This window comes from Candidatus Pelagibacter sp. Uisw_101 (assembly GCF_047727615.1).
Lineage (GTDB): Bacteria > Pseudomonadota > Alphaproteobacteria > Pelagibacterales > Pelagibacteraceae > Pelagibacter.
The window spans coordinates 795,106-808,191 of sequence record NZ_CP159821.1 but is presented as its reverse complement, the minus strand read 5'-3'; the positions used below and the strand labels follow the sequence as shown (position 1 = coordinate 808,191).

Here is a 13,086-nt window from a genome sequence, read left to right as displayed (position 1 = left end):
TTTAGTTTTCCATGTAGTTAGTTAGCCAATTTGTATGCGATTTAATCAAATCGTCAATTGATACTTTTGTCTTATCATCAATTATTAAATTATAGCCATTTACTGATCCAAGTTCATCAAAATGTACTGAGTTTTCTTGAAGTATTTTAGTAGCACTTTCTAGATCACTTTTACTAATTTCTATAATGTATCTTCCTTGATCTTCACTAAATAAGTATTCGAACTGATTAATTAAGTAATTTGGTTTTTTAAGAGTTGCACCTTTTTTACCTTTGATACACATTTTAGAAAGAGCTGTAATTATACCTCCTAAAGAGACATCATGGGCAGATTTTATAAATTTTTTATCAATAAGTTTTAGTATTGTTTCACCATTATTCTTTTCATTAAAAAGATTAATTTCAGGGGGTGGTCCATTTTTTTCATTTAAAATATCTCTTGCAAATAAACTTTGATCAAGGTGACCCTCAGTTTTACCTATAACTAAAAGTATATTATCAGCTTCTTTTAAATCCATTGTAATCATGTTTTGGTAATCTTTAATCAAACCAACACCTCCAATTGCTGGAGTAGGTTTAATACCAATATCTTTAGTTTGATTGTAGAAAGAAACATTTCCTGAGACTACTGGAAACTCTAAATAATTACTCGCTTCACCTAGGCCTTGAACACACTCTACAAACTCACCCATATTTTCTTCATTCTCAGGACTACCAAAATTTAAACAGTTAGTAATAGCAATTGGTTTTGCACCAACTGAAATTAAATTTCTCCAACTTTCACAAACAATTTGTTTTCCACCACTTAATGGGTGAGCCCAACAATATACAGCAGAAGAATCTACAGATGCTGCAACTGCTTTATTAGTACCATGAACCCTAACAACACCAGCGTCTCCTCCAGGTTTTTGAATAGTATCACCCATAACAGTGTGATCATACTGTTGCCAAATCCACTCTTTACTACACACATTTGGATTGGATAATATTTTGTTTAAAACATTTTTTACCTTAAAGGTTTTAAATAGCTCTTTATCAATTTTAATTCTTTTAGGTAATTTAGCTTTTTTCCATTTTCGGTCATACATAGGTGAGTTTTCAACCAAAGTATTTACAGGAATGTCTGCTACTTTTTCTTCATTAAAATAAAGTTCAATTTTTTTACTTTTTGTTGTTTTACCAATTACTGCAAAGTCTAAATTCCATTTATCAAATATTTTTTTAGCCATTTCTTCTTTGCCATTTTCTAAAACAATAAGCATTCGCTCTTGACTTTCTGACAGCATAATTTCATATGGAGTCATGTTTGCTTCTCTACAAGGAACTTTATTTAAATTGATCTCAATTCCTAAATTTCCTTTTGAAGCCATTTCAATACTTGAAGAGGTCAAACCTGCAGCTCCCATATCTTGAATTGCTATAATCGAGTCTCCTGCCATTAATTCTAAACAGGCCTCTAATAATAGTTTTTCGGTAAAAGGATCTCCAACTTGAACGGTAGGTTTTTTTTCTTCAATTTTATCATCAAATGAAGCTGATGCCATGCTTGCACCATGAATTCCATCACGCCCTGTTTTTGAACCAACATAGATCACAGGTTTTCCTAATCCTGCAGCTTTTGAATAAAAAATTTTATCTTTTTTAACATGACCTAACGTCATTGCATTTACTAAAATGTTACCGTTATAAGACTCGTCAAAACTAGTTTGACCAGCAATTGTTGGAACACCCATACAATTACCATATCCACCTATACCGTGAACAACGCCACGTAATAAATTTTTAGTTTTTTTATGTTGAGGTGAGCCAAAATGAATTGAATTTAAATTAGCTATTGGTCTTGCACCCATTGTAAAGACATCTCTCATAATTCCACCAACACCTGTTGCTGCACCTTGATAAGGTTCAATAAATGAAGGGTGATTATGACTTTCGATTTTAAATACAATTGCATCATCATCACCAATATCAACAACACCAGCATTCTCCCCTGGTCCTTGGATTACATTTTTTCCTTTAGTGGGTAAGTTTTTAAGGTGAAATCTTGAAGATTTATAAGAACAATGCTCATTCCACATTGCTGAGAAAATGCCTAGTTCGGTAATATTGGGAACTCTTTTTAATAAATCACAGATCTTTTTATATTCATCTTTTTTTAAACCATGATCGATTGCAAGTTGCTCGTTGACTATCATTATTTTAAATTATTAATTAAGTTTTCAAAAAATATTGAACCATCTTCACCTGATAGAGCAGGGTCTATCATTCTTTCAGGGTGAGGCATCATTCCTAAAACATTTTTTTGTTTGTTAAATACACCAGCTATATTTTGTAATGAACCGTTAGGATTAGATTGTTCATTAACATTTCCATTTTCATCTGAGTAAAATAAAGCTATTTGGTTATTGTCATTAATTTCTTTAATTTGATCTTTAGAGCAAAAATAATTTCCTTCATTGTGAGCAATGTGAAACTCATAGACGTCTTTCTTGTCATCTTTAAAATAAGAGTTATCCTTATTGTTAGCTTTAACAAAAATATTTTTGCAAATAAATTCTAGGTATTTATTTCTAAGCAGTACACCTGGCAGCAAGCCTGATTCAACTAGAATTTGAAAACCATTACAGATCCCCATAACTTTACCTCCACCTTGAGCAAAGTTTAGAACAGATTTCATAATTTTTGATTTTGAGGCCATGCTTCCACATCTAAGATAATCCCCATAAGAAAAACCACCTGGTAAAACGATAAGATCACTTTTTGGAAGTTCAACATCATCATGCCAAACCATCTTATTTTTAAAGCCAAATTTTTTTAAGGCAACTTCCATATCTCTATCACAATTAGATCCAGGAAAGGTTATTACGGATGAATGCATTATTTATTATTGTGATCCAATAATTTTAAAATCTTCTATTACTAAATTTGCCAAAAGTTTTTTACACATCTCTTCAACTTTTGATTCAGCTTTATTCTTATCTTTTTCTTTTGTATTAATTTCAAAATATTTTCCTTGTCTTACTTCATTGATGCCTTCAAATCCCATACCATCCAAGGTTTGATGAATAACTTTACCTTGAGGATCTAAAACATCTTTCTTCAGAGTTATAACTACAGATATTTTCATATTATTTTCTTTTTTTAATTGATCTTAATTTTGTAACATTGACAGAGCTTAAGTTTGATTGTTCATGTAAAATGCCAAGTCTTTTAGCAACCTCAGTGTAAGCAGGTATTAAATCACCCAAGTCCTTACGAAATCTGTCTTTATCTAGCTTTTTATCAGTAATACTGTCCCACAATCTACAAGTATCAGGACTAATTTCATCAGCTAAAATAACTTCATTTTTTCCATTTTCTTTAAGTCTTCCAAACTCAAGCTTGAAATCAATTAGTTTAATTCCAACACCCCTGAACATTCCAACCATAAAGTCATTAATTCTTAGGATCATTTTTTTAACTTTTTCTAATTCAGATTTTGTAGCCCAATCAAATGCCAAAATATGCTCTTCTGCAATAAGTGGATCACCTAAATTATCATCCTTTAAACAATATTCCAAAAGAGGTTGCTTTAAAACTGTTCCATCTTCAATACCAAGTCTTTTAGTAATAGAACCTGTTGCAACATTACGAACAATAAACTCAATAGGAATAATCTCTACCAATTTAATAATTTGCTCTCTCATGTTTAATCTTTTGACTAAATGATTTTTAATCCCAATTTGAGTTAGATTTGACAAAATATGCTCAGATATTCTATTGTTTAAAACACCCTTACCTTCAATCGTTGATTTTTTTAAGTTGTTAAAAGCTGTTGCGTCATCTTTAAAATATTGGATGACTAAATTTTTATCAGATGTAGCATAAATTATTTTAGCCTTACCTTCGTATAACTTTTTACCTTTTTTCATTATTTAAAAACTCTTCTAAAGATTAAATCTACATTTTTAAAGTGTGATGAGTAGTTAAATATAGCCTTCAACTTTTTTGAGGAAATTTTAGCCATTATTAATTCATCGTTTGATATAACATCGAATAAATTTAGGTTTTCTGCAAAACATTTTTTTGCATAGTTTTGAACCATTTTGTAAGATTGTTCTCTACTTAATCCTGATTTTGTTAGCTCCAACATTACTTCTTGTGAAAAAATTAAGCCTTTAGTTATATTTAAATTTTCAATCATCTTTTTTGGGTAGACAATCATTTTATCTAAAATATTACTAAGTCTAGCTAAAGCGAAATCTAAAGTTATGTTTGCATCAGGACCAATATTTCTTTCAACACTTGAGTGAGATATATCTCTTTCATGCCATAGAGCAATATTTTCTAGAGCAGGGATAACTGCGCTTCGAACCATTCTTGCAAGTCCTGTTAAATTTTCACTTAATATTGGATTTTTTTTATGAGGCATTGCTGATGAGCCTTTTTGATCTTTTGAAAAAAATTCTTGCACTTCATAAACTTCTGTTCTTTGTAAATGTCTAATCTCAATTGCAACTCTTTCAACTGATCCAGCGATGATTCCAAGAATAGAAAAATAAAAAGCATGTCTATCTCTTGGTATTACTTGAGTTGATATAGGCTCAACTTTTAAACCAAGTTTTTTTGCTACATGTTTTTCAACGTTAGGATTAATATTTGCAAATGTGCCAACTGCACCAGAAATTGCACATGTTGAAATTTCATCAATTGCATCAACTAATCTTTTTCTATTTCTTTTAAACTCTTCATAAAATGAAGCTAATTTTAAACCAAAAGTGATGGGCTCTGCATGAATTCCGTGACTTCTGCCCATACAAGGGGTGTATTTGTATTTTTTAGCTTGTTTCTTTAAAACTTTGAGAATTTGATCGATATCACCAAGTAGAATTTTACCTGATTGAACTAATTGAATATTTAAACTGGTATCTAGAACATCAGAAGACGTCATACCTTGGTGAAGATATCTTGCTTTAATCCCTGCTTTTTCAGTAACAGAGGTTAAAAATGCTATTACATCATGTTTAACTTTGCTCTCGATTTGGTGAATTCTTTTAACATTTATTTTAGTTTTTTTTCTAACAACAGATGCAACGCCTTTGGGTATTTGACCTAATTTTTCCATGGCTTCGGCTGCTGCAACCTCTACATCGAGCCAAATACGGTATTTATTTTCTTCTGACCATATGTCAGTAAGCTGTTTTCTAGAATATCTTTCAATCATTAATTATAAGTAAGGGGGCTTAGAATAACCTTTAACAGATTCTGTAAAGATTTCATAACCATTTTCAGTAATACCTAACGTATGCTCAAATTGTGCTGATAAAGATTTGTCTTTTGTAACTGCTGTCCAACCGTCTTTTAGCATTTTTACATCCCATTCACCAGTATTTATCATAGGCTCAATTGTAAAAGTCATACCTGGCCTAAGCTCCATCCCCGTGTTTCTTCTTCCATAATGTAAAACATTTGGTGGTTCGTGAAATGTTGTGCTTATTCCGTGACCACAAAAATCTCTAACAACTGAGTAGCCTTTTTTTTCAACAAAAGATTGTATTTCATATCCAATGTCACCTAATTTTAATCCTGGCTTTAGTAAACTTATTGCTCTCATCATCGACTCGTATGTAGCATCAATTAAGTTATTAACTTTAACAGGAGTTTTACCAATACAAAACATTCGACTTGTATCACCATAATGCTCATCAATTATAGCTGTCACGTCAACATTTAAAGCATCACCTTCAACCAAAATTCTATCAGAAGGAATACCATGACAAACAACATGGTTTAAAGATGTGCATAATGATTTTTTAAAACCTCTATAAAATAGAGGAGCTGAAAAAGCACCGTTGTCTCTTATAAATTCATAGCCTAATTTATCTATAAATTCAGTAGTTACACCTGGCTTAATATTATCTGTAAGCATATCCAGAGTTCTCGCTGCTAGATTTCCAGCAACCCTCATCTTTTCAAATTTTTCTAAATAATCAGGCATTAATAATTTTAATTTTGTTATCTATTTTAATTTCTTTTGAACTTATTTTACATTGATATGCCAAAAAAATAACTCCAGCTTTTTTTGCAAGTAAATAATTTTCATAATATTCTTTATCAATGTCTTTTGCTATTTTAAAATTATCAACACCCTCTATTTGGACTAAGAATAATAGATATGATTTATAACCTTTTTTAATTGCCTCTATAAGGGTTTTTAAATGCTTTGAACCTCTAGTGGTAACGGAATCTGGGAATTCTGCAGTTTTTTCTTCTCTAAATAAAGTAACATTTTTAACTTCTACAAATATTTTTTGTTTATTTTTTTCAACTAAAAAATCAAACCGTGTTTCTTTATCAAAAAATACCTCAGGCTTAATACTGTCATTGTTTGCAACTTCTTTAACTAGATTATTTGATAAACCATGGAAGGCAATTTTATTTGCAAAATGGGTATTAACACCCACTAAATTTTTTTTAACTTTAATTATCTCAAGGGTATATTTTAACTTTCTTTTAGGATCGTCATTTTTAGATACATAAACCTCATTTCCCTCATTCAATAAGCCCTTCATGGAGCCAGTATTAGGGCAATGTGCCGTAACAACTTCCCTACCAACTTTAACATCTATAAAAAATCTCTTGTAACGTTTGATAAGTTTGCCTTTTATTAAAGCTTTGGTAAATTTCATATTTAAATTGTATATTTAATAATGACACAAAATACAAAATTTAATGCCGCAATACTTATTATTGGCAATGAAATCCTTTCTGGAAGAACACAAGACACTAATACCAGCACTATTGCTCACTGGCTGAATTCAATTGGAGTAAAAGTTAATGAGGTAAGGGTTATCCCGGATATCGAAGATACAATTATCGAGACTGTTAATCATTTAAGAAAAGTAAATAACTATGTATTTACTACAGGCGGTATTGGCCCAACACATGACGATATTACTGCACAATCTATTTCAAAAGCATTTAATCTTGAATATGAAATTCACAAAGAAGCTTTTAAAATATTAGAAGCTTATTACAAGGTAGGAGAGTTTAACGAAGGTAGACAAAAAATGGTATGGATGCCACTTAATGCTAATTTAATATTAAATCCAACAAGTGGTGCTCCAGGATTTAGTGTTGAAAATGTTTTTTGTTTGCCAGGAGTTCCTTCAATTTTAAAATCGATGTTAGGAGGATTAAAAAACAAAATAGTAGGAGGAGATCCAATATTAAGTCATACAATAAGTCTAAAAACTGTTGAAAGTGAAATTGCAAAATCTTTAACTAATGTTCAAGACAATAATAGGGATGTTGAAATTGGAAGTTACCCATTCTTTCAAGCAGGCAAACTAGGTGTATCAATAGTAATACGATCAGAAGACCAGTTTAAAATTGATAAGTGTAGTTTTGAAATATTAGAGTTTGTTAATCAAAAAAAAATAGAAATAGTAGTTAGATAATTTGATGCTTTATTTTGCTTATGGAAGTAATTTAAATCATTTTCAAATGAAAAGGAGATGTAAAGATAGCATATTCTTAAAGAAGATTAATTTAAGTAATTTTACATTAACTTTTAGAAGCAAATATAGAGCTGCTGATATAGAGCCTAAAAAAAACTCAATTGTTCCAGGAGCTTTATTTGAAATATCTAAAAGTGATGAAAAAAAATTAGATGTTTATGAAGATTATCCAGCGCTATATAAAAAATACTATTTTACTTATTATGGTAAGAAAATAATGACCTATACCATGACTAAAAAAACTTTATTTGCATATCCAACAGAACGTTATTTGAATGTTGTAAAGAGAGGTTATAAAGATTGTAATTTAGATAATCATATTCTTAAAAAAGCATTAAAAGCTTAATTAAGATATTGATATAGTTTGTTAACAAAAAGAAGTTGAGTTATAAATAAAAACAGTTAAACAAATGAAAATAGTACATGCCCTCGTGGTGAAATTGGTAGACACAACGGACTTAAAATCCGTGCCTTTTTGGAGTGCCAGTTCGAGTCTGGCCGAGGGCACCACTAGATGAGAGACAAAGTATATTTAATTTTTGACAAAACGAAGGCTTCATTAAAGATTAAATCAATCTTAATTAAAAAAATTAAAATTACATCGTTAATAAAATCCAACATAATAATTGTTTTAGGTGGAGATGGTTTTATGCTTCAAACTTTAAAAAAATTACACAAATATAAAAAACCTTTCTATGGAATTAATTCTGGAAATTATGGTTTTTTGATGAATAAGTTTTCTAATGAAAACTTTATTAAAAATTTGAATATCTCCAACAGTATAAAAATTTATCCTCTACAAATGACTGTTACTAATAAAAATAATCAAATAAAAAAATCAATAGCTATTAATGAGGTGTCAATATTAAGACAAAGCAAGCAGGCGTCATCAATTTCTATTACAGCTAATAAGAAAAATATTATTAAAAATCTTATCTCTGATGGAGTGTTAGTTTCAACACCAGCAGGTAGTACAGCTTATAATTTATCAGCACATGGGCCAATTCTCAATTTAAATTCAAGAAAATTAGCAGTTACTCCTATTAGTCCCTTTAGACCTAGAAGATGGAAGGGTACAATTGTTAGTGATAAATCTAAGATTTTAATAAAAAATTTAGATACAAATAAAAGACCCATCAGTGCTGTTGCAGATAATTTTGAAGTTAGAAATGCAAAGACAATTAAAATTCAAGCTAATAAAAAAATTAGCTTTGAATTATTGTATGAAAAAAATAACAGTCTTCATAAAAAAATAAAGATTGAACAAACTCGTAAAGAAACTTCAAATAATTAAGTGATGGTGCCCCGCACAGAGTTCGAACTGCGGACCTACTGATTGCTCAGCAAGGGTACAAACTGCCAAACATGAACTAATTTTTTACGATTTAATAAAAATTTTATGCAAAAACTGGCTATCCCATACTTGTTAATACCTCTTTTAATATAAGAGGTGACCCAATTGTTTGCACAGTGGCAGATGCTTTTAATTGTTTTATAAAAAAAATATGAGCTAGATTAAATTTAAATTATGAACTTAATCATTTTCTAAATTTTCTTTTTAAAAATCTAAATTTCCATAAAAAAATTTTCTTAAAATTAATTAGATCAAAATTATTTTTAAAATATTTCTGATTTTGCTTATCAATAAATACATCTTCAATATTAAATTTACACACACCTCTTATATCATTATAGTTTTTTTTTTCAATTTCTGAAAATTTGTTAAAATAATTATTTGTAATATGTTCTATAAAACAATTTGGGTCTGGTTTTTCATTTACAGATGGTAACAGTGTTGCTTTAAAATAATTAATATTCATAGCATGATAACCAAGTGCTGATCTTTCCGTAATTCCATAGTTGTGTCTAAAATTAGTTAATTTATTTTTGAAAGACCACCAATCTGTTTTAATAAATTTTTTAAAAATTTTTTGATTATAAATCCAAAAACAACAATAATTATCATAATCATTTAAAAAAAACTTTTGTGTATTTATCTTAATGTATTTTTCAAGCTTACTTCCAATGTGGATGGAGTAATTTTTTTTATCATTATGATTTTTTTCGTATATTAAAAAACCAAGATGAAATTTTTTTTTATTTAAAACGTCCTCATGTTTAAGAAAATACTTTAGATTATTCTCAGAAAATTTAATATCATGTTCTAAATACATAAAATATTTATAATCTTCTTTTTGTTTTTCCATTAATGGTCTTGATAACCATGTTAAATGACCTTTATTCAAATCATTATCATTAATTTTATGATTTATAATTTCAGCATCTATTATTTTGTCCTCTAAAAAATTATTGTGTGTATGAACAAAGATATTGGTTTTAATTGATAGTTTTTTTAAGTTATCAATATTTTCTTTCAGAAAATCAAATCTAGTAAGCTGTCTATAGCCTTCTTTTTTTTGAGGATTTAGATTGTAAAAAGGTATATGTATAGATAAAGACATTAATTTATTAATAATTTAAAAAAATATTTATCATAATTTTATAATGAAAAGAATTTTAATTACTGGCGGAACTGGTTATTTAGGAAGAAATTTAGCTCTTTTTTACAAAAAAAAATATAAAGTTTTTCTAGGTGCAAGAAATAATAAGCAAAATTTTTTAGTCAAAAATCTTACAAATTGTGAGGCGGTTCCTTTGGATGTTTCTAATATCAATTCAGTAAATGATTGCTTAAACTACACCAAACCAGATATTGTAATTCACGCAGCAGCTACAAAGTTTGTGGATCTTTCAGAAAAATTTCCATTTGAATGTATTGACACAAATATATTAGGGTCAACAAATGTTGCTAGAGCTTGTTTGAATAAAAAAATTCCAACTGTAATAGGTATTTCTACAGATAAAGCATCACCACCAATAAAAAATATTTATGGCTTAAGCAAATCTCTTATGGAAAGACTTTTTTGTTCAAGTAATCCATATGGAAAAACAAAATTTGTGTGTGTTAGATATGGTAATGTTGCATGGTCTACTGGTTCAGTATTACCTATTTGGAAACAAATGTTTAATAAAAATAAAATGATACTTACAACTGGACCTAACATGAGAAGATTTTTCTTTTCAGTTGATGAAGCAGTAAGTTTGGTTGATCAAGCATTAAAGTTAAAAAATGAATTAAATGGAAAAATTTTATCTGCAGAAATGAAATCAGCAAAAATGATTGAAATTTTAAAAGTTTGGATAAAAAAATTTGGAGGTAAGCATAAGGTTATTAAAGGAAGAAAAGGTGACAGACTAGACGAATATTTAATAGGTGAAGATGAATTAAAATATACACAAACTTTAAATATAAAAAATAAAAAATACTTTGTTATCGATTTTAATCAAATGTCAAAAAAACCACTTAAAAATATTGTATCTTCTCAAAATGCAAAAAGATTATCTCAGTCTGAAATAGAAAAAATAATTAGATTTGGGATAAATAATAATGATCTCTAAAAAAATAGACCACGCTTTCATTATGGCTGCGGGTCGAGGCACAAGATTAATGCCTTTAACTCAAAAAATTCCAAAAGGATTGATTAAATATAAACAAAGCTCACTAATATCAAATGGAATAGACAAACTTAGAAAATATATAAATTTTATTCACATATCTGTCGGATACAAAGGTCCAATACTTGCAAAACATTTAATTGAACAAAAAGTTTCTTCTATTGTTAATACAGATAATAAGGGCAATGCATGGTGGATTTTTAACTCTATCTTTAAATATTTTGATAAACCTATTTATGTTTTAACTTGTGATAATGTTACAGATATTGATTTCAAAAAAATTGAAAAAGATTATTATAAAAAGAAAAAACCTCTTTGTATGATTATTCCAACTAAGCCTGTAGTAGGCTTATCTGGAGATTATATATCAAGTAAAAATAATGTTGTTAACAGTTTATCAAGAAAGAAAACGACAGGTATTTACTGCACTGGAATACAGGTTTTAAATCCTAAAAAAATAAACCAAAAAATTAAACCAACAAGTGATTTTAATATACTTTGGAAAAGATTAATGAAGATCAAACAACTCTATGTTTCTGATATTGAGCCTAAAAAGTGGTATACTGTGGATAATATTGAAAATTATAAAAATTTAAAAAAGAATACTAAAAACATCTAAATCATTTAGTTTTTATCACCCACAGAAACTGAAACACTTCCAGTATTAATATTAATATTAAATTTTTATGCAATGGTTGAAAAATTTCAAATTTAAAGTAATTGATAATAATGATTAAATATTTAATGAAAATATTTTCAAGCTTTCCTTCGAAGGATAACCCTGAAAATTGGGAAATCTTTAATCATGACGATTATTTGAAAAGCAGTGAAAATCAAAAGAAAGAAATAAGAAGATCTTCGTGTATTGCAAGGTATAATATTGAAAAAGATACCAAATATTCTTGGATGGAAAACTATTTTTTAAAAGATATTGACCAAAAAAAATTAGAAAATAAAACTTTATTAGATCTAGGTTGTTTTACTGGAGGAAGGCTTCTGGCATGGGCAGAAAATTATAACCTTAAAAAAAGTTACGGTTTAGATATAAATCCAATTTTTAAGATAGCTGCTGATGAGTTCGCCGATGAAAAAAATCTTAATGTAGATTTTAAAATTGGTGTAGGTGAGAAACTACCTTATGAAGATAATTTTTTTGATTTCGTTGTTAGTACTGATACATTTGAGCATGTTCAAAATCTTGAAAATTCTATTGACGAATGTTTTAGAGTCTTAAAACCAGGTGGTATGTTACTTGCGATTTTTCCACAATATTTACAACCTTTTGAATCGCATTTAAATTTTGTTACTAATTTACCATGTCTGCATTGGTTTTTTAATGCTAAAAAAATTTCAGAAAAATATTTTGAAATTCTAGATGAAAGAGGTGGTAACGCCAAATGGTATAGAGGAGAAAAAAAAAGTTTAGAAAATTGGGAAAAATTACCTACACTTAATGGAACATCTATTAGAAAATTTCAAAAAATTCTAAAGATCAACGATTGGGATAATATTAGATGGATTAAGCGACCCATATTAACTGATGGAAGAAGATCTAAAAAATTAATATTTAAAATGCTTAGTTTATTATTTTACCCGTTAATTCATATAAAATATTTAGATGAATTATTTATGGGTAGAATTTGTGTTATTTGTAAAAAATAGATTTATAAATACTGCCAACGTTAATTGAAAGTTATTTCAAATCTGTGCACACTCTATACACAATCAAAGCACACTATGAGCAGAGTAAGAATTGAAATTTAACTTTTTAAAAATTATAAGTATCGATTTTATTGAATGATGGTGCCCCCGCACGGAGTCGAACCGCGGACCTATTGATTACAAATTTATAGATCCAAAAATTTTTTCCTTTACTTGCCAGACCCTACAACACTTTTACGTCAGTGTGAATCCCTAATATATATTTCTACTACACATTGACTACAGAGCTGAATATGAAACCTCCAGTTACCAATGTTTATTGATATTTGTTTGTTAAAGAAAATAATTAAACTTTATTTAATAGATGAGTCTTTATGTGTGTTTTATTTTGTATTTATTATAAGCAAATG

The 13,086-nt window shown here is 28.6% G+C and carries 14 protein-coding genes, 1 tRNA gene and 1 pseudogene; 8 read left to right on the top strand and 8 right to left on the bottom strand.

Annotated elements, in window-relative coordinates:
- Position 1: 1 nt before the first annotated feature.
- Genes purL through sfsA form a run of 7 tightly spaced genes read right to left on the bottom strand, consistent with a single transcriptional unit; the run spans position 2 to position 6,667 of the window.
- Positions 2-2,194, bottom strand: a complete 2,193-nt coding sequence (purL, locus tag ABXT48_RS04270) for a phosphoribosylformylglycinamidine synthase subunit PurL (protein ID WP_415302588.1) — start codon at positions 2,192-2,194, stop codon at positions 2-4.
- Positions 2,194-2,877, bottom strand: a complete 684-nt coding sequence (gene purQ / locus ABXT48_RS04265; RefSeq protein WP_415302587.1) for a phosphoribosylformylglycinamidine synthase I — start codon at positions 2,875-2,877, stop codon at positions 2,194-2,196. The genes purL and purQ overlap by 1 nt, the downstream gene beginning before the upstream one ends.
- A gap of 6 nt (positions 2,878-2,883) precedes the next feature.
- Positions 2,884-3,126: a phosphoribosylformylglycinamidine synthase subunit PurS gene (gene purS, locus ABXT48_RS04260; protein ID WP_415302585.1), complete on the bottom strand. Its 243-nt coding sequence runs from the start codon at positions 3,124-3,126 to the stop codon at positions 2,884-2,886.
- 1 nt (position 3,127) lies between these two features.
- On the bottom strand, positions 3,128-3,910 hold the full coding sequence (gene purC, locus ABXT48_RS04255; RefSeq protein WP_415302584.1) for a phosphoribosylaminoimidazolesuccinocarboxamide synthase: 783 nt from the start codon (positions 3,908-3,910) through the stop codon (positions 3,128-3,130).
- Positions 3,910-5,202, bottom strand: coding sequence for an adenylosuccinate lyase (gene purB / locus ABXT48_RS04250; RefSeq protein ID WP_415302582.1), 1,293 nt, complete (start codon positions 5,200-5,202; stop codon positions 3,910-3,912). Before purB ends, purC begins: the two co-directional genes overlap by 1 nt.
- 3 nt (positions 5,203-5,205) lie before the next feature.
- On the bottom strand, positions 5,206-5,976 hold the full coding sequence (map, locus tag ABXT48_RS04245) for a type I methionyl aminopeptidase (protein WP_415302580.1): 771 nt from the start codon (positions 5,974-5,976) through the stop codon (positions 5,206-5,208).
- Positions 5,969-6,667: a DNA/RNA nuclease SfsA gene (sfsA, locus tag ABXT48_RS04240; protein WP_415302578.1), complete on the bottom strand. Its 699-nt coding sequence runs from the start codon at positions 6,665-6,667 to the stop codon at positions 5,969-5,971. Before sfsA ends, map begins: the two co-directional genes overlap by 8 nt.
- A gap of 21 nt (positions 6,668-6,688) precedes the next feature.
- Here sfsA and ABXT48_RS04235 point away from each other — a divergent pair, with 21 nt between their 5' ends.
- The 5 genes and pseudogenes from ABXT48_RS04235 to ABXT48_RS04215 form a co-directional block, all read left to right on the top strand.
- Positions 6,689-7,438 carry a competence/damage-inducible protein A gene (locus ABXT48_RS04235; protein ID WP_415302576.1) on the top strand — a complete coding sequence of 250 codons (750 nt, stop codon included), beginning with the start codon at positions 6,689-6,691 and terminating at the stop codon, positions 7,436-7,438.
- A 4-nt stretch (positions 7,439-7,442) separates the two neighbouring features.
- Positions 7,443-7,844, top strand: a complete 402-nt coding sequence (locus tag ABXT48_RS04230; RefSeq protein WP_415302575.1) for a gamma-glutamylcyclotransferase family protein — start codon at positions 7,443-7,445, stop codon at positions 7,842-7,844.
- A 79-nt stretch (positions 7,845-7,923) separates the two neighbouring features.
- Positions 7,924-8,008, top strand: a tRNA-Leu gene (locus tag ABXT48_RS04225).
- 4 nt (positions 8,009-8,012) lie between these two features.
- A complete protein-coding gene (locus tag ABXT48_RS04220) occupies positions 8,013-8,792 on the top strand; it encodes an NAD kinase (protein ID WP_415302573.1) in 780 nt (259 codons plus the stop codon).
- A gap of 40 nt (positions 8,793-8,832) precedes the next feature.
- Positions 8,833-9,007, top strand: a pseudogene (locus ABXT48_RS04215) (carbamoyltransferase C-terminal domain-containing protein); the annotation flags it as partial.
- 29 nt (positions 9,008-9,036) lie between these two features.
- Here ABXT48_RS04215 and ABXT48_RS04210 read toward each other — a convergent pair.
- Complete coding sequence (locus ABXT48_RS04210; protein WP_415302572.1) at positions 9,037-9,960, bottom strand: hypothetical protein; 924 nt, start codon at positions 9,958-9,960, stop codon at positions 9,037-9,039.
- Between the two features lie 43 nt (positions 9,961-10,003).
- On the opposite strand from ABXT48_RS04210, the gene ABXT48_RS04205 reads away from it, so the two are divergent.
- From ABXT48_RS04205 to ABXT48_RS04195, 3 genes are all read left to right on the top strand, one after another.
- Complete coding sequence (locus ABXT48_RS04205) at positions 10,004-10,957, top strand: polysaccharide biosynthesis protein (RefSeq protein WP_415302570.1); 954 nt, start codon at positions 10,004-10,006, stop codon at positions 10,955-10,957.
- Positions 10,947-11,633: a nucleotidyltransferase family protein gene (locus tag ABXT48_RS04200; RefSeq protein ID WP_415302568.1), complete on the top strand. Its 687-nt coding sequence runs from the start codon at positions 10,947-10,949 to the stop codon at positions 11,631-11,633. Before ABXT48_RS04205 ends, ABXT48_RS04200 begins: the two co-directional genes overlap by 11 nt.
- A gap of 110 nt (positions 11,634-11,743) precedes the next feature.
- Positions 11,744-12,676 carry a class I SAM-dependent methyltransferase gene (locus ABXT48_RS04195; protein WP_415302567.1) on the top strand — a complete coding sequence of 311 codons (933 nt, stop codon included), beginning with the start codon at positions 11,744-11,746 and terminating at the stop codon, positions 12,674-12,676.
- Positions 12,677-13,086 lie beyond the last annotated feature (410 nt).